General features: G+C 67.6%; 17 protein-coding genes. 10 read left to right on the plus strand and 7 right to left on the minus strand.

What is annotated here, in order from left to right; genetic code table 11:
* Window positions 1-156: 156 nt before the first annotated feature.
* The 4 genes from EDF74_RS16040 (at window position 157) to EDF74_RS16055 (ending at window position 4,008) form a co-directional block, all read left to right on the plus strand.
* Window positions 157-1,215, plus strand: a complete 1,059-nt coding sequence (locus EDF74_RS16040; RefSeq protein WP_123731048.1) for a two-component system sensor histidine kinase NtrB — start codon at window positions 157-159, stop codon at window positions 1,213-1,215.
* Window positions 1,208-2,659, plus strand: coding sequence for a nitrogen regulation protein NR(I) (gene ntrC, locus EDF74_RS16045; RefSeq protein ID WP_123731049.1), 1,452 nt, complete (start codon window positions 1,208-1,210; stop codon window positions 2,657-2,659). Before EDF74_RS16040 ends, ntrC begins: the two co-directional genes overlap by 8 nt.
* 93 nt (window positions 2,660-2,752) lie before the next feature.
* Window positions 2,753-3,319, plus strand: coding sequence for a superoxide dismutase family protein (locus EDF74_RS16050; protein ID WP_123731050.1), 567 nt, complete (start codon window positions 2,753-2,755; stop codon window positions 3,317-3,319).
* Window positions 3,320-3,372: 53 nt separating this feature from the next.
* Window positions 3,373-4,008, plus strand: a complete 636-nt coding sequence (locus EDF74_RS16055; protein ID WP_123731051.1) for a superoxide dismutase family protein — start codon at window positions 3,373-3,375, stop codon at window positions 4,006-4,008.
* Window positions 4,009-4,055: 47 nt separating this feature from the next.
* Here EDF74_RS16055 and EDF74_RS16060 read toward each other — a convergent pair whose 3' ends face one another.
* Entirely contained in the window at window positions 4,056-4,529 is a 474-nt protein-coding gene (locus tag EDF74_RS16060; RefSeq protein ID WP_123731052.1) for a hypothetical protein, read from the minus strand.
* A 79-nt stretch (window positions 4,530-4,608) separates the two neighbouring features.
* Window positions 4,609-5,496 (minus strand): hypothetical protein, encoded by an 888-nt coding sequence (locus EDF74_RS16065; protein ID WP_123731053.1) that lies wholly within the window; start codon window positions 5,494-5,496, stop codon window positions 4,609-4,611.
* A 92-nt stretch (window positions 5,497-5,588) separates the two neighbouring features.
* Between EDF74_RS16065 and EDF74_RS16070 the strand changes: the two genes are divergently transcribed.
* On the plus strand, window positions 5,589-6,884 hold the full coding sequence (locus tag EDF74_RS16070; protein ID WP_123731054.1) for an acetyl-CoA C-acetyltransferase: 1,296 nt from the start codon (window positions 5,589-5,591) through the stop codon (window positions 6,882-6,884).
* Window positions 6,885-7,063: 179 nt separating this feature from the next.
* On the opposite strand, the gene EDF74_RS16075 is transcribed toward EDF74_RS16070, so the two are convergent.
* The 3 genes from EDF74_RS16075 to EDF74_RS16085 form a co-directional block, all read right to left on the minus strand.
* The gene (locus tag EDF74_RS16075) at window positions 7,064-8,428 is read right to left on the minus strand and encodes a heme biosynthesis protein HemY (RefSeq protein WP_123731055.1); all 1,365 of its coding nucleotides are present in this window, start codon (window positions 8,426-8,428) and stop codon (window positions 7,064-7,066) included.
* 3 nt (window positions 8,429-8,431) lie between these two features.
* Window positions 8,432-9,409, minus strand: a complete 978-nt coding sequence (locus EDF74_RS16080) for a uroporphyrinogen-III C-methyltransferase (RefSeq protein ID WP_123731056.1) — start codon at window positions 9,407-9,409, stop codon at window positions 8,432-8,434.
* Between the two features lie 109 nt (window positions 9,410-9,518).
* Window positions 9,519-10,295: a uroporphyrinogen-III synthase gene (locus tag EDF74_RS16085; protein WP_123731057.1), complete on the minus strand. Its 777-nt coding sequence runs from the start codon at window positions 10,293-10,295 to the stop codon at window positions 9,519-9,521.
* 43 nt (window positions 10,296-10,338) lie between these two features.
* On the opposite strand from EDF74_RS16085, the gene EDF74_RS16090 reads away from it, so the two are divergent.
* The 5 genes from EDF74_RS16090 to EDF74_RS16110 all read left to right on the plus strand — a co-directional run bounded on the left by EDF74_RS16090 (window position 10,339) and on the right by EDF74_RS16110 (window position 13,454).
* Window positions 10,339-10,809, plus strand: a complete 471-nt coding sequence (locus tag EDF74_RS16090) for a YiiD C-terminal domain-containing protein (RefSeq protein WP_123731206.1) — start codon at window positions 10,339-10,341, stop codon at window positions 10,807-10,809.
* 30 nt (window positions 10,810-10,839) lie between these two features.
* Window positions 10,840-11,274, plus strand: coding sequence for a hypothetical protein (locus tag EDF74_RS16095; RefSeq protein WP_123731058.1), 435 nt, complete (start codon window positions 10,840-10,842; stop codon window positions 11,272-11,274).
* Between the two features lie 78 nt (window positions 11,275-11,352).
* The gene (locus EDF74_RS16100) at window positions 11,353-11,790 is read left to right on the plus strand and encodes a rhodanese-like domain-containing protein (RefSeq protein WP_088434820.1); all 438 of its coding nucleotides are present in this window, start codon (window positions 11,353-11,355) and stop codon (window positions 11,788-11,790) included.
* Between the two features lie 105 nt (window positions 11,791-11,895).
* A complete protein-coding gene (gene secB, locus EDF74_RS16105; RefSeq protein WP_019184891.1) occupies window positions 11,896-12,411 on the plus strand; it encodes a protein-export chaperone SecB in 516 nt (171 codons plus the stop codon).
* Window positions 12,412-12,428: 17 nt separating this feature from the next.
* Complete coding sequence (locus EDF74_RS16110; protein ID WP_123731059.1) at window positions 12,429-13,454, plus strand: NAD(P)H-dependent glycerol-3-phosphate dehydrogenase; 1,026 nt, start codon at window positions 12,429-12,431, stop codon at window positions 13,452-13,454.
* Window positions 13,455-13,661: 207 nt separating this feature from the next.
* Here the strand turns inward: EDF74_RS16110 and EDF74_RS16115 are convergent, their stop codons facing one another.
* Together EDF74_RS16115 and EDF74_RS16120 are read right to left on the minus strand one after the other, a co-directional pair.
* Window positions 13,662-14,234: an Ax21 family protein gene (locus EDF74_RS16115; protein WP_123731060.1), complete on the minus strand. Its 573-nt coding sequence runs from the start codon at window positions 14,232-14,234 to the stop codon at window positions 13,662-13,664.
* Between the two features lie 276 nt (window positions 14,235-14,510).
* On the minus strand, window positions 14,511-15,149 hold the full coding sequence (locus tag EDF74_RS16120) for a response regulator transcription factor (protein ID WP_123731061.1): 639 nt from the start codon (window positions 15,147-15,149) through the stop codon (window positions 14,511-14,513).
* Between the last annotated feature and the right edge of the window lie 38 nt (window positions 15,150-15,187).

Consider the following 15,187-nt stretch of genomic DNA (forward strand, 5'->3'; position numbering starts at 1 on the left):
TTTTCTAGCGATGGGTTACATCCGTGTCAATGCATCGAGCCCATTATGTGGCGGAGCTCACAGTTCAATGGCGAGCCGTGGCTCTCTCTGTCATCCGTCCATCCGTTCACCATCTCCCCACGCTCAACCCACCCCGTTTTGCACTACATTGGTGCAATGACCACCACGCTCCTGCCCCCCGCCCTCGACGCCCTCGGCACTCCGGTCGCCTGGGCCGACGCCAGCGGCCGTGTGGTGGGCTGCAATCCGGCCTTCGCCCGCTGGCTGGGCGTGAGCGTACGCCGCCTGCTGGGCCAGCCGCTGGCCTCGCTGGAGGCCCAGGGCGATGCCTTGGCCCACTTCTTGGCCCGCGATGAGCGCGACACCCTGCGCCTGCACAGGCTGGCCCTGGCGCTGCCAGGCGATGCACCGCGTTTTGCCGAGGGCTGGCTGAGCCGCTGGGACGAGGGCGGCTGGCTGCTGGAGGCGCATCCGGTCGATGAATTCCCGGGGTTGGACCCCACCCAGGCGCTGCCCAGCGCGCTCAGTGCCGCGCTCAAGGGCCTGGCGCATGAGCTGCGCAACCCGCTGGCGGGATTGAAGGGCGCGGCCCAGCTGCTGGCACGCCGCAACGCACAGCGCGATCCGGACGAGCGTGAGCTGATCGAGCTGATCGGCTCGGAAATCGAGCGCCTCAACGGCCTGCTCGAGCAACTGCTGTCGCCCGCACCGGCCGCGCCGCATGCGCCGCTCAACATTCATGCGTCACTGGAGCGCGTGCTGCGCCTGGCCGAGAGCGAGGGTGGTTGGGCGGTCCGGATCCAGCGCGATTACGACCCCAGCATTCCCGAGTTCGATGGCGATGCGGACCGCCTCACTCAAGCCGTGTGGAACCTGGTCCGCAATGCGATCCAGGCCGGTGCGGGCACCGTCACCCTGCGCACGCGCGTGGAGCATGGCGTGCGCATCTCCGATCAGCTGCACCCGCTGGCGCTGCGGCTGGAAATCGCCGATGACGGCCGTGGCGTGCCCGAAGACCTGGCCGAGCATCTGTTCCTGCCGCTGGTCAGTGGGCGTGCCGAGGGCACCGGGCTGGGTCTGGCGCTGGCCCAGCAGGTCGCGCGCGAGCACCGCGGCACGCTGACCTACCGCTCGCGCCCCGGCCATACCGTATTCACCGTGCTGCTGCCAATCGGGCAGGGCACCCCCGCCGAGGACACTGCCGCCCATGGCTGACCAGGTCGACACCACCGCTCAGCGCGTCTGGGTGGTCGACGATGACCGCGCGGTGCGCTTCGTGCTGTGCACCGCGCTGCGCGAGGCCGGCTACCGCGTCGAAGGCTTCGACGGTGCGGCTGCCGCGCTGGCGATGCTGGCCGAGCAGCCGCCGCCGGATCTGCTGTTCACCGATGTCCGCATGCCTGGTGATGATGGGCTGGTCCTGCTGGACAAGCTGAAGGCGGCGCATCCGCAGCTGCCGGTGATCGTGATGTCGGCCTATACCGATGTGGCGAGCACGGCCGGTGCCTTCCGCGGCGGTGCACAGGAGTTCCTGTCCAAGCCGTTCGATCTGGATGATGCGGTCGCGCTGGCGCAGCGCGTGCTGCCGGCGCCGGATGTCACCCTGGCCGAGCCGAGCGAGACCGCCAGCACGACCCCGCCCGATCAGCGTCCGCAGCTGGTCGGCGATACCCCGGCGATGCGCGCGTTGTTCCGCGCGATCGGCCGCTTGGCGCAGGCGCCGCTGTCGGTGCTGATCAATGGCGAGACCGGCACCGGCAAGGAGCTGGTCGCGCATGCGCTGCACCATGAATCGCCGCGCGTGCAGGGGCCGTTCGTCGCCCTCAATACCGCGGCGATTCCGTCCGAACTGCTGGAGAGCGAGTTGTTCGGCCACGAGGCGGGCGCGTTCACCGGCGCGCAGCGTCGCCACATCGGCCGCTTCGAGCAGGCCAACGGCGGCACCTTGTTCCTCGATGAAATCGGCGACATGCCGTTACCGCTGCAGACGCGCCTGCTGCGCGTGCTGGCCGAGGGCGAGTTCTTCCGGGTGGGCGGGCGCGAGCTGATCCGCGTCGATGTGCGCGTGATCGCCGCGACCCACCAGGATCTGGAAACGCTGGTCGCGCAGGGGCGTTTCCGCGCCGATCTGCTGCATCGGTTGGATGTCGTGCGGCTGCGCCTGCCACCGCTGCGTGAGCGTCGTGACGATGTCGCGCAGCTGGCCGAAACCTTCCTTGTTGCGGCCGCGCACAAACTCGATACACCGCCCAAGCGCCTGACCGCAGCAGCACTGCAGGCGCTGCGCGAACACGATTGGCCCGGCAACGTACGTGAGCTGGAGAACGTGTGCTGGCGAATGGCGGCGCTGGCCGCGGCTGACAGCATCGGCGTGGCCGACGTGGACAGCGCACTGCACCGCGGTGCCGGCGCACCGCGCTCGCGCAGTGCCGGCGATCCGGGGCAGTGGGAAACGTTGCTTTCGGCATGGGCGCGCCAGCGTCTGGCCGAAGGGGCTGAAGGTCTGCACGCGCAGGTGCGCGACCGGGTCGACCAGGCGCTGCTCGAAGCGGCCCTGCAGATCACCCATGGCCGCCGTGCCGAGGCCGCCGCGCGGCTGGGCATGGGCCGCAACACCCTCACCCGCAAGCTCGGCGCCGGCCGCCGTCGCGGCGGATGAACCGCATGTCCACACCGCGTGTGCGCGATGTCCGGGCCGCTTTCATGGCCCGTGGACGAGCACACGGTTAGTTTGCAACCAAGGAGTCTTCCCATGCGCAGTTCCCAAGTCGTCCTCGCTGCGGTGATCGCGGTCGGTCTGGCCGCCTGCGGCACCACACCGCCGCCGCGCACCGTCGCCCCCGTCGTACCGGTGGTCAGCACCGCGCAGATGGCCGAATCCAATCTGTCGCCGGCCTCGGCCAGTCTGGTCAGTGGACGCCTGGCGCTGGTGCCGGACGCCCGTGGCGTGCACATCACCGGTGTCATCGGTGGCCTGCAGCCGCTGCAGGTGGCCGGGTTCCATGTGCATGAGCGCGGCGACTGCAGTGCGGTCGATGCCAGCAGCGCCGGTGCGCATTTCAATCCTGCCGGCCAGCCGCATGGCCGCAACAGTGTCGGTACGCATCACGCCGGTGACATGGACAACCTGCGCGCCGATGCGCAGGGCCGCGTCAACGTCGACATCCGCCTGCCAGCGGTTACCCTTGGCGGCGGCGCAGCCATCGATATCGCCGGACGTGCCCTGATCGTGCACGCCAACGCCGACGATTACCGCAGCCAGCCGGCCGGCAACGCCGGCGCCCGAATTGCCTGCGGCGTCATCCGGGTCGTGCGCTGATCGCGCCCTCCTTCGACGTCGTTTCTTCCAACGCTACCCGCAAGGAGATCCACATGCGCCTGATCCACACCACGCTGTTCGCTGCCATCGCCGCGCTCGGCCTGACCGCCTGCAACAAGCCGGCCGACACCACCCCGGAAGCCACTCCGGCTGCCGAAGCCACGGCGTCCCAGCCGACGGCTGAAACGACCCCTGAGGCTCCGCCGGCAATGACCAGCGAAGCCCATGCCAACCACACTGCCATTGCCGATCTCGCTGCCACCCAGGGCAACGACGTCAAGGGCAACGTGACCTTCAGCGTCGTTGACGGCAAGGTCCACGTAAAAGGCCAGGTCAGCGGCCTCAAGCCGAACAGCGAGCACGGCTTCCACATTCATGAGAAGGGCGACTGCAGTGCGCCGGACGGCGCCAGCGCTGGCGGCCACTTCAATCCGGGCCAGCAGGACCACGGCAACGTGGCCAGCGAACCGCATCACGGCGGCGACATGCCCAACATCAAGGCTGATGCCCAGGGCAACGCCGTGGTCGACGCCCCGGTCTCGACCAACGTCAACATCGGCAAGGGCGATGGCTTCGACATCATCGGCCGCGGCCTGATCGTCCATGCCGACGCGGATGACTACAAGACCCAGCCGACCGGCAATGCCGGTGCACGCCTGGCGTGCGCGGTGATCAAAGCGGCCCCGTAATCCGGGCCGTGTTTGACGAAAAAACGCCGGCGAAAGCCGGCGTTTTTTTAACTACCTCCGTCCCTCTTAACGCCTCCCAGAACGCGTCTCAGATAGGCATTCATCCGGGCGCAGCCTTCGGTGGTGCTTTCGCACAAGGTGGCCCATGCCTGGCGGCGACGGTGGAGTTCATGCTCCGGCAGATACGTGCGCAACCGGGCAACGGACGGTGCCATCGGATGCGGTGGGGTGAAGATCAGCCAGGTTCTGGCGGAAAAGGCGGGATCTTCGATCACGGCCGCCGCGGTTGTCTGGTAGGCGAGCATGCCTGGCTCCAGTGGCAGCCCGCGCATGGCCTCCACGTCTTTGCGCATGGGCAGGCCTTCAACGAAGGCAGCGACCGTGGTGTATTCCATCGGCTCGCTGTCGGCTTCGTTGTGCTGTATCTCGCGGCTGCGGGCGGTCGCGGCGGCGAAGAGCAACAGGATGCACGCTAGAGCGATGCGGGATGCAGCGTTGAGTGTGTAAGCGTTCGTCTGCATGTGTCTTCCATGAAATATAGATAACGGGGACGGAGGTAGTTAAGCCGCAGACTTAACTACCTCCGTCCCCGTTAATGCCTTAACGCGCCAGCAGCGCGCGCGCGTCCTGTCCGGCCTCGCAATGCACGAACAGCACCGGCAGGCCGTGCGCTTCCAGCACGGCGGCCATCTGCCGCTGGCGGATCAGGTACTGATCGTAGATGCCCTGCAGGCGATCGCAGTCGCCGGTGCCGTGGTTGTAGTACGCACACCAGCCGGCGGGGTCGAACAGCGCCATACGCACTTCGCCATCAGCGTATCGAAGCAGCGGCTCCGGCGCGGCATCCAGCCACTCTTCCACGTGCGGTGCCATCAGCGCGGTTTCGATCAGCGGCCACAGAATCGCCAGGCCCTGGTTGTCGTACTGCATCGACATCATCGCGGCGAGGTCATTCACCGTGAAATAGCGGGCGTGCTCGATCTGCGCGCCGAAGGCGTTCTGCGCCTGCAGCGCGGTATCGGCCTGCGCCATGCCCTGGGCCAGCAGCACCTCTTCCAGTGCTTCGGCCACGGCCTGGGTCTGGACGACTTCCGTGCCGGTCAGCAGGAACGGGACGACTCGCAGGCCGCCGCCGGTCAGGCTGGCATCGGCCTGGAACGGCAGCGGGACATCGCCGTCGGCGCCGGCACCGAAGGCCAGCACGCGCGGGCCCTGGTTACGGCCCGGGGCGCGCATCTGCAGTTCTTCCAGGCGCCGGTGCACCGGCCAGCCTGGGCGCAGGATTTCAGCCGGATCGAAATGGGCGCCGGCGAACACGAAGTCCAGCCCGCTGACGCCGGGCACCAGCTTGGCCAGATCGCGGCCGACGCGCTCGGCCAGTTCACCAGCCTGTTCGGAGGACAGCGCGGCATGGCGCGGGGCGTCGCCGCCGGCCAGTTCCAATGCCAGTACGCCAATGGCATTCATGCCGTGGTCGGGTTTGCTCATGGTTTCACGGTTGGCCCATCACAGGGCGGCAGCTACACTTGGCCCCATTATGCCTGCTCCTTCGTGCAGGCCATGTTGCAGACACCCCTCCCATGCCAGGTATCTCCATGCCCAACGCCCGTCCCGTCGCCATCCTCGGCGGCGTCCGCATTCCGTTCTGTCGCCAGAACACGGCTTATTCGGACGTCGGCAACCTCGGTATGTCGGTGCGCACACTCGGTGCGCTGGTCGAACGCTTCGGCCTGCACGGCCAGCAGTTGGGCGAAGTGGCGATGGGCGCAGTGATCAAGCACTCCAGCGACTGGAACCTCGGCCGCGAAGCCACGCTGTCCTCGGGCCTGTCCCCGCTGACCCCGGGCATCACCATGCAGCGCGCCTGCGGCACCTCGCTGGACACGATCATCGCGGTGGCCAACAAGATCGCGCTGGGCCAGATCGACTCGGGCATCGGCGGCGGCTCGGATACCACCTCCGATGTGCCGATCGTGTACGGCAAGAAGCTGCGTGCACGCCTGCTCGCGGCCAACCGGGCCAAGAGCACCGGCGACAAGCTCAAGGCACTGACCCGCGGCTTCAAGCTGAGCGAACTCAAGCCGGAGTTCCCGGGCGTGGCCGAGCCGCGTACCGGCAAGAGCATGGGCGACCACTGCGAAGACATGGCCAAGGAGTGGAACATCTCCCGCGACTCGCAGGACGAGTGGGCAGTGTCCTCGCACAAGAAGCTGGCCGCCGCCTATGAGCGCGGCTTCTTCACCGATCTGATCGCGCCGTTCCGTGGCGTGGAGCGCGACAACATCCTGCGCGCCGACACTTCGCTGGAAAAACTGGCCACGCTGAAGCCGGCCTTCGACAAGGTCTCCGGCCGCGGCACGCTGACCGCCGCCAACTCCACCCCGCTCACCGATGGTGCCTCGGCGGTGCTGCTGGCCAGCGAAGAATGGGCGCGCGCGCATGGCCATGAGCCGCTGGCCTACCTGCGTGATTCGCAGGTAGCGGCGGTCGATTTCGTGCACGGCGAAGGCCTGCTGATGGCACCGACCATCGCCGTGCCGGAGATGCTCAAGCGCAACGGCCTGACCCTGCAGGATTTCGACATCTACGAGATCCACGAAGCGTTCGCCGCCCAGGTGCTGTGCACGCTGCGCGCGTGGGAAAGCGAAGACTACTGCCGCAACCGCCTCGGCCTGGATGCGCCGCTGGGCAGGATCGACCCGGCCAAGATCAATCCGCTGGGTTCCTCGCTGGCCACTGGCCATCCGTTCGCCGCCACCGGCGCCCGCGTGATCGCCACGGCGGCCAAGCAGCTGGCCGAACGCGGCGGTGGCCGCGCGCTGGTCTCGATCTGCACCGCCGGCGGCATGGGCGTGGTGGCGATCGTCGAGCGCTGATCGCCTGCGCTGCATTGAACGAAGAAGGCCGCCCTTGGGCGGCCTTCTTGTTTGCATCCGGTGGAGGTGTGGGCACCATTCGGCTCTGGTAGTGCCGGCCGCTGGCCGGCCCCTCAAACCCTCTCCGGGACGCCGCAATGCCGGCCAGCGGCCGGCACTACCGGGTGCCGCGCTGCCCTTTACGGCAGACGCGGGTTGCCGAACTCGTCGCGCTCCACGTGCAGGCGATCTTCCTCGGCGAGCACGCGTCCTTGCTCCACATGCAGGCGATCCTGCACCGGGGCCGGTTCGCCCATCAGCGATTGCTCCTCGACGGTGGCGCGTTCGGGCACGATCGGGTCCAGTGGCGTCGTGGTAGAGGCCCGGGCCAGCGCCACGCTGTCATCACCACGCTGCTGGCGCAGGGCATTGGCGAAGCACTGCGAGGCCAGCGCGGTCTCGCCGCGATCCAGGAACACCTCGCCCAACGCTTCCCACGCGGCCGGGCCGGCGCCGGCGGCAATCGCGCGGTGCAGATAGTCCTCGGCCAGGGTGTGCTGGCGTTGACGCGCGGCAATGCGGCCCAACGCCAGCAGCAATGCGGGGCTGGAAGGCTGCGTGGTCAACCAGCGCTGCAGGTTGGCCTGGCGCGTGGCCAGCTTTTCGACCGGCATCTGGCCGTAGAGCGTCACCACCGATTCGTCCCAACGCGTGTCCAGCGCCTGTTCGAGGTTGAGCAGGGCCGGTTCGTCCCAGTCCAGTGCAACCGCACGCAGTGCATAGGCGGAGACGACATCCGGATCGCTGCGCAGGGCTTTAGGGGTGGCTTCCCACTGGGCGGCCAGCGCGTTGACGTCACCGGCTTCCAGCAGCGACTGTGCGGCCAGGCGGATTTCCAGCTCGGCCACGGCGGCATCCGGCAGGACCTTCTGCTTGCGCAGCGCGCCCAGCTGGCCATACGCCTCATGGGCGCGATCGGCACGCGCCAGCGCTTCGGTACGCAGCCACAGGCCACGCGGCGGCAGCGGCTGGATCGCGGCAACGTCCAGCACGTTGATCGCATCGACCGGGCGTTCCTGGGCCAGCAGGCGTTCGGCCAGCAGCAGGGCATGGCTGGTGGCGTCTTCGGTGGCCAGGCGCTGCAGGTACTGATTGACCGCCGCATCGTCATCGCGCGCCTGCGCACTGCGCACCGCGGTCACCATGGCAACCGCGCTCACTTCCTTGTCTTCAGCAGCGCTGGTCAGCAGCTTTTCCGCACGCTGCCAGTGGCCGTGTTCGTGTGCCTGCAGGCCTTCGGTGAGGCGTGCGCGGCCCTGCTTGCGGCGGTAGCGGCCCCAGGCGCGGAACGGCGAGGCCAGCAGGCTCCACAGCAACCACAGCACCAGCAGGCCGACCAGCACCATCAGCGCGACCTGGGGCACGGTGGAGCGGTAGTCGGTGCCGCCATAGCGGTAGATCACTTCACCAAACTGGCGCAGCTGCTCGGTGCCGAGCCATTGCGAGGCGATCACGCCCAGGGCGACGGCCAGCAGCAGGACCACTAGAGATTGAAACGGCTTCATCGATTAACTCCCAGTACGCATCGTGCGCAGTTGCTGCAGGGTGCTGCCCAGTTCGGGCAACGATGGACGCAGCTCACGGGCGCGTAGTTGATGCAGTTCAGCACGCCGCTCGCGCAGAGCAGGTGAATCCGGCCACAGCCGCGGCAGCCACAGCGCCACACGGTCCAGCGCCTGGGCGTAACCGGCCTGGTCGCCGCGCTCCACGGCGGCGCGCGCCAGGGTCAGCTCCAGCTGCAGCGAATCCCAGGCGGCCACACGCTCGGCCTCGGTCAAGGGGCCCTGCAGGCGGGTGGGAGTGATGGTCACGAACGGGGCCAGCACCTGGTGCCACCACGGCGTCACGGCCGTGGCGTCGACCGGTGCGTCAATCTGCTCTGGCAGGCCGGTCAGGGCCGCGGCGAACTGCGCCAGCGCGGCCTGTGCCTGGGCGCGTGCGCCCGGGCCGAGCGCATCCACGGCGTTGCGCTCCTGCATCAGCGCCTGCCGCAGGTTCAGATACTCACTGCCCTGCACGTCGTCCAGCGAGGTCGCCGCCAACGCGTACAGGCGCTTGGCCCCCTCGACGTCATCGGCATACGCCAGGCGCTGCCCGGCCTGGCTCAGCAGCAGCTCGGCCTCTTCCAGCTGCAGCGCCTGGGCGCCGTGGCGGGTGCTGTCGGCGAGCTTGGCCAGATTCTCTTCCAGCAGCGCATTGCGTTGACTCAGGCCCAGCATTTCATCGCGCAGCACGCGGTTGGTCGCGGCCGCATCCTGCACGCGCTGGGAGGTCGAACGCTGGTCGCGGCGCAGCGCCTCGACGCTGTCCAGCAGGCCCTGCATCTGCAGTTGACTGTTCTCGGCGCGAAGGCGCTCCTGCGTCTGTCGCGATTGCCATTGCATCCAGCCCCAGGCACCGGCCCCGACCAATACGGCCAGCGCCGCGATCGGCACGATCCAGCGCAGGGGGCGGCTCGAAGAGGGGGGCGAAACAGGGTCGTTCATACAGGCATCCTTGTCGCGCGCGCCGGGCAGTCCGCTTGGCTGGCGAGCGACGTGGCGCACAGCATCGCCTGACGCCCGAGCCCCCTGCAAGGCCGCAGCCCTTCCCTGTTCAGGAAGATGCGGGGTGCATGAGCGCGGCGTGTGCAGCGCGGACCAGCTGCGCCGGCAGCGGGCCGGCGGCCAGGATCACGTTGAGGAAGCCGGCCGCCTGTGCCTGCGCTACCAACCGGTCGCTGGCGGCCGCCACGGCTGCCGTGCGCAGGCGGGCCTGCAGGTCCGGGGGGAGCTGCTCCAGCACCAGTGACAAGGCCTCGCCGCTGCTCACTGCCAGTGCCCAGGGGGCAGCTGCCTGCCGCAGCCGTTGCAGCGTGCGCGGTGCCAACGGCAGGGGCTGGCGCGCATACACGTTGGCCCGCAGCAACTGGGCGCCGCGTTGCTGGAGGGTGTCGGCGATCACGCCACGACCGCCGGGTGCCGTCACCAGCCCGGCACGCAGGCCATGCAGGTCCGCCAGCGCGGGCAGCGCCAGCAGGCCTTCGCTGTCCATCCGCCCGGGGGCGAGCACATCACGGGCGCCCTGCCGCGCCAGGGCGGCGGCCGTCCCTGCGCCGACCGCCAGCCACTGGCCGCCGTGCGGGGTATCCAAGGCGGTCAGCCGCGCGGCGGCATTCACGGCCGCCGGGCTGCTGAAGACGACCCGCTCGGCCGCCAGCGCAGCGGCGAGGTCGGCGCAGGTGGCCGCATCCCTGCGCGCCTGCAGCGCCCACGGTGACAGCGCGATGACGCTGGCGCCGGTGCCCTTGGCCGCACGTCGCACAGGCGCATGCTGGCCACGCGGGCGCAGCGAGATCAGGGTCCAGGGCGCGACTTTCGTTTCGGTGTTCATTGCGGGCATTATGCGAGCCCTTCGATGTGACGTGATCAGCCAGATGTCCGCAACCGATTCCCTGCCGGCGCAGTTGTCCGCGCTGCAGCATGTCCTGGATACCATGCCGCCGGTGGCGGCCATGCAGATCCGGGTCCACGACTATCGCGACGGCGTCCTGCATATCCGCGCCCCGCTGGCGGCCAACGTCAACGACAAGGGCAATGCGTTCGGCGGCAGCCTCGCCTCGGCGCTGACCCTGTCCGGTTGGGCGCTGGTGACCCTGCGCCTGCGTCTGGCCGGGTTCGATGCGGATGTCTACGTGGCCGACAGCCACATCCGCTACCTGGCCCCGGTCTATGGCGACCTGGATGCGCAGGCCCAGGCCGACGCGGAGGTCGATTGGGACAGCTTCCTGGCCACCTTCGCCCAGCGCGGCAAGGCCCGCATCAGCCTCACCGCCCGCCAGCCGGGCGAAGGCGACAAGGCCGCCGCAGAGCTGAGCGGGCGCTTCGTGGCCTTCGCCAGGCGGTAGGATGGGCGCCTTGCCTATTGGGGAATTCGCATGCGCCGTACGCTCCAGATCCTGCTGATCGCCTTGTTCGCGCTGACCAGCGTGACCGCGCTCGCCGCCGAGCAGAAGACCACCAGGAAGCAGCGCAAGGCGCTGGAGGAAACCCAGATCAAGTACGACGCCACGATGCGCTGGGGCACCGTCGAGGACGCTTTGCCGTACCTGGATCCGGAGTACACCAAGGTTCACCCGCTGAGCGATCTGGAGCTGCGCCGCTTTGAGCAGGTGAAAATCTCCAGCTATCGCGCCAGCGACAACGTGCCCATGCCCGACGGCCGGGTGGGGCGCACGGCCGAGGTGCGGGTGATCAACAACAACACCCAGTCCGAGCGGACGGTGCGGGTGCGGGAGATCTGGCGCTGGGACGCCGAGGACAAGCGCTGGCTCCAGGCCAACGGGCTGCCGGACCTCTGGCAGGACCGCTGAGGCCCGCCCGCACGGGGCTGGACGCCGATTCGCCCGCATGTGCGACAATCGGCGCCCGCTTATCGACCCGTGATCTTAGTGAATTACGAAGAGTTGCTGGCCTTTGCCGGCCGAAACCCGATGTTGTCGATGGCCCTGGTCGGCCTGACCGTGGCCATCATCGTGACCGAAGTCCGCCGACTGTTCCGCGGCTTCAAGTCGCTCAAGCCGGCTGAACTGACCCAGCTGATGAATGCCGGTGGCGCCATCGTGGTCGATCTGTCCTCGAGCAGCGATTTCGAGAAGGGCCATATCGCCGGCAGCCGCAACGTGCAGCCAAGCCAGTTCGGTCCGGAGCACAAGCTGGTGGCCAAGGCCCAGCAGAGCCCCGTCGTTCTGGTATGCCGTACCGGCAATGCCTCCGAGACCGCTGCCAAGGCGCTGAAAAAGGCCGGGTTCACCCAGGTCAACGTGCTCGACGGTGGTATCCCGGCGTGGCAGCAGGCCGAGTTGCCGCTGGTCAAGGGCCGCAACTGATCCGCCTCGGATTGCAGCGCACGCCTTGTGCGCGGCGCACAGCGCCCCCATCGCAGGGCATGTAACAATCCGTTTTTACAGCATTCATTTTTGGAGCAACAGGAAATGTCCGAAGAGAACACCAACGGCGCGGTCGCGCCGGTCGACGCCGCCACCGGTCCCTCGTTCACCGTCGAGAAGATCTACGTCAAGGACGTTTCGTTCGAATCGCCGAACGCTCCGGCCGTCTTCAATGACGCCGTGCAGCCGGAACTGCAGCTCAACCTGAACCAGCGCGTGCAGCGTCTGGGCGAGAGCGCCTTCGAAGTCGTGCTGGCCGTGACCCTGACCTGCAAGGCCGGCGAGAAGACCGCCTATGTGGCCGAAGTGCAGCAGGCCGGCGTGTTCGGCCTGGTCGGCCTGGACCCGCAGTCGATCGACGTGCTGCTCGGCACCCAGTGCCCGAACATCCTGTTCCCGTACGTGCGTTCGCTGGTGAGCGAGCTGATCCAGGCCGGCGGCTTCCCGCCGTTCTTCCTGCAGCCGATCAACTTCGAAGGCCTGTACGCCGAAACCCTGCGCCAGCGTCAGGAACAGGGCGAGACCTCGCTCGCTGATTCCGAGCCGGCCGGCAACGCCTGATCGGCGCTGCAGTACGGATGAGCAACCACGCAGACAAAATCGCGGTTCTCGGCGCCGGCTCCTGGGGCACCGCCCTGGCGAGCCTGCTCGCGCGGCACGGTCATCCGACCGTGTTGTGGGGGCGCGATGCGGCGATGGTCGAGGCCATCGACCAGCGCCACGAGAACACCCGTTATCTGCCGGGCATTCCGCTGCCCGAGTCGCTGCGCGCGACCACCGATCTGGCCGCTGCCGTCAAGGACGCTGCCTGGATCCTGGTGGTGGTGCCCTCGCACGCCTTCGGTGAAACCGTGCGTGCGCTGGCGCCACTGCGGCCGGCCGAGGCCGGCGTGGCGTGGGCGACCAAGGGCTTCGAACCCGGCTCCGGTCGGTTCCTGCACGAAGTGGCGCGTGAGGTCCTCGGGCCGGACGTGCCGCTGGCGGTAGTGACCGGTCCGTCGTTCGCCAAGGAAGTCACCCAGGGCCTGCCGACCGCGATCACCGTGCACGGTGACGCGCCGGACTTCGCCCAGCAGGTGGCCGATGCGATGCACGGTCCGGCGTTCCGCGCCTACACCGGCGATGACATGGTCGGTGCCGAGCTCGGCGGTGCGATGAAGAACGTGCTGGCCGTGGCCACCGGCGTCGCCGATGGCATGCAGCTGGGCCTCAACGCCCGTGCCGGCCTGATCACCCGTGGCCTCAACGAAATGCTGCGGCTGGCCGCGGCGATCGGTGCCAAGCCGGAGACCCTGATGGGGTTGGCCGGTCTGGGTGATCTGGTGCTGACCTGCACCGGTGATCTCTCGCGCAACCGGCGCCTGGGGCTGGCCCTGGGCCGTGGCCAGACGTTGACCGATGCGGTCCGTGAGATCGGCCAGGTGGTCGAGTCGGTGCAGACCGCCGATGAAGTGATGCGCCAGGCGCGCCGTCATGGGATCGATCTGCCCATCTCCGACCGCGTGCGCGCGGTGCTGCACGGTGAGCAGACGCCGGAAGAAGGATTGCGTGCGCTGTTGGCACGCGAGCAGAAGCCGGAGTATCCGGACACGCTGTTCAAGTGAGGCACGAAAAACCCCGGCAAGCGCCGGGGTTTTTTTTCAGCGCCAGAACGAAAAAACCCGGCGCAGGGCCGGGTTGTTTCGTGGCGTACCGACGAGGGCGTCGCCAGGTGCTGCATATAAGTGAAGCCCGGCGTGAGCCGGGCTTCATGGCGCAGGGGAGAGAGACCGCGCCATCCAACAACGTACCGCGGTGGTGCGTATCGCGTATTACCAGGTGAAGCGCGGACCGACGAACCATTCCTTGTCGCCGCCCTTGGCCAGCTTCACTTCGCCGGCCAGGCCCCAGTTCTGGTTGAGCTTGGCCTGGGCGCCGACACGGCCGTAGAACTCGCCGTCCGGATTGATGCCGTGCTTCTTGCTGTAATCCTCGTAACCGGCCATCACGTAGCCTTCGAAGTTCGGGGTGAACGCGCTGCGCACGCCGACTTCGGTCGAGTAACCGTTGAAGTCCAGGCCGCGCTTCGGATCGAACTTCTGGTAAGCAACGCGGGCCACCAGATCGGTGGTCGGGGCGATGCCGTAGTTGTAGCCGACACCGACCTTCCACTGGTCCACATCGTTGCTGCCGCGCTTGGTTTCCTGCGCGTTGTAGTCACCGAAGATGTGGAAGTTCGGCGCCACGGCGACCGAGCCCTTCACCGCCCAGCCATCAGCGTCGCCGCCCTTGGCATCGGTGTTCACGTAGCCGCCTTCAACATAGTTGTACGACAGACCGTCGGTTGCCGAAGCAGCGAACGGCAGTGCAGCGAGCAGACCCAGAGCAAGCAGGGAAGTCTTCATTTTCGGGGACACCTTTTTATTTTTTGGTTTTGTCCGCCAGCAGTGGAGGGGGAAATCGCTGCTGGCGACAGGTGTGAATTATCCGTTAGTCACCCGAATTAGCCCTGAATATCAAACTGAGCAGTACATGAATGCAGCGGCATTCCAGGGAACTCTTTGTGTGCGATCTGTTAGGTACGCGCGCAACACATCACGCACGACGGATCGCCATCGCGATGGCGGTGCATCGCGCGTGCATCGAAGCGGGTAGAGGTGCCGTCCGCGGGACGGCGACGATCAGCGTTCGCCGTCGCGCAGGTAATCGAACAGCTCGGCATCACCCTTCAGGCCGAGCTTCAACATCGCATCGCCCTTCTGGCGGCTGATGGTACTCACGCTCTTGTGCAGATGGAGGGCGATCTCTTTGACCGTCATGCCACTGCCCAGCAGACGCAGCACTTCCAGTTCGCGCGGCGAGAGCGGTTTGGCTTCGCCTTCCTCCACGCTGTTCGTGCCGATCGCGTCAATGCGCTCTTTCAGCGTGAGGCTGACATAGGGCACTCCGCGATGCACGGTCTGGATCGCCAGTGGCAGTTCGTCCATCGAAGACGTCTTGTCGACCAGACCCAGCACCCCGGTGGCCACCACCAGGCGCAGGATGGCCAGGTTGTTGGAAACGCTCAACATCAGCACCGGCAACGCGGGGAAACGCCGACGGATCATGGCGATCATCGCAAAGCCATCGGCCTGCTGGCCGCCCGGCATGGAGTAGTCCGTGACCAGCACATCGCAGGGGTGATCGGACAGCGCGGCCATCAGCTCGGCCACGGTACTGGCCTCGGCCACCACCTGGCCAATGCCGCTGGATTCGATCACGGCCTTCGTGCCGATCCGTACGACCGGATGGTCATCGGCAATGATAATGCGCAGGGTCATGGACTAGTATTGCCTGTAAGGCAGCCGTCGGGCCGTGC

It is taken from the genome of Stenotrophomonas rhizophila (assembly GCF_003751305.1).
Classification (GTDB): domain Bacteria; phylum Pseudomonadota; class Gammaproteobacteria; order Xanthomonadales; family Xanthomonadaceae; genus Stenotrophomonas; species Stenotrophomonas rhizophila_B.

What these genes read in the sequence shown, in the direction of transcription:
- EDF74_RS16040 (WP_123731048.1), top strand. Translation starts at nt 157, where the DNA reads ATGACCACCACGCTCCTGCCCCCCGCCCTCGACGCCCTCGGCACTCCG.
- ntrC (WP_123731049.1), top strand. Translation starts at nt 1,208, where the DNA reads ATGGCTGACCAGGTCGACACCACCGCTCAGCGCGTCTGGGTGGTCGAC.
- EDF74_RS16050 (WP_123731050.1), top strand. Translation starts at nt 2,753, where the DNA reads ATGCGCAGTTCCCAAGTCGTCCTCGCTGCGGTGATCGCGGTCGGTCTG.
- EDF74_RS16055 (WP_123731051.1), top strand. Translation starts at nt 3,373, where the DNA reads ATGCGCCTGATCCACACCACGCTGTTCGCTGCCATCGCCGCGCTCGGC.
- EDF74_RS16060 (WP_123731052.1), bottom strand. Translation starts at nt 4,529, where the DNA reads ATGCAGACGAACGCTTACACACTCAACGCTGCATCCCGCATCGCTCTA.
- EDF74_RS16065 (WP_123731053.1), bottom strand. Translation starts at nt 5,496, where the DNA reads ATGAGCAAACCCGACCACGGCATGAATGCCATTGGCGTACTGGCATTG.
- EDF74_RS16070 (WP_123731054.1), top strand. Translation starts at nt 5,589, where the DNA reads ATGCCAGGTATCTCCATGCCCAACGCCCGTCCCGTCGCCATCCTCGGC.
- EDF74_RS16075 (WP_123731055.1), bottom strand. Translation starts at nt 8,428, where the DNA reads ATGAAGCCGTTTCAATCTCTAGTGGTCCTGCTGCTGGCCGTCGCCCTG.
- EDF74_RS16080 (WP_123731056.1), bottom strand. Translation starts at nt 9,409, where the DNA reads ATGAACGACCCTGTTTCGCCCCCCTCTTCGAGCCGCCCCCTGCGCTGG.
- EDF74_RS16085 (WP_123731057.1), bottom strand. Translation starts at nt 10,295, where the DNA reads ATGAACACCGAAACGAAAGTCGCGCCCTGGACCCTGATCTCGCTGCGC.
- EDF74_RS16090 (WP_123731206.1), top strand. Translation starts at nt 10,339, where the DNA reads ATGTCCGCAACCGATTCCCTGCCGGCGCAGTTGTCCGCGCTGCAGCAT.
- EDF74_RS16095 (WP_123731058.1), top strand. Translation starts at nt 10,840, where the DNA reads ATGCGCCGTACGCTCCAGATCCTGCTGATCGCCTTGTTCGCGCTGACC.
- secB (WP_019184891.1), top strand. Translation starts at nt 11,896, where the DNA reads ATGTCCGAAGAGAACACCAACGGCGCGGTCGCGCCGGTCGACGCCGCC.
- EDF74_RS16110 (WP_123731059.1), top strand. Translation starts at nt 12,429, where the DNA reads ATGAGCAACCACGCAGACAAAATCGCGGTTCTCGGCGCCGGCTCCTGG.
- EDF74_RS16115 (WP_123731060.1), bottom strand. Translation starts at nt 14,234, where the DNA reads ATGAAGACTTCCCTGCTTGCTCTGGGTCTGCTCGCTGCACTGCCGTTC.
- EDF74_RS16120 (WP_123731061.1), bottom strand. Translation starts at nt 15,149, where the DNA reads ATGACCCTGCGCATTATCATTGCCGATGACCATCCGGTCGTACGGATC.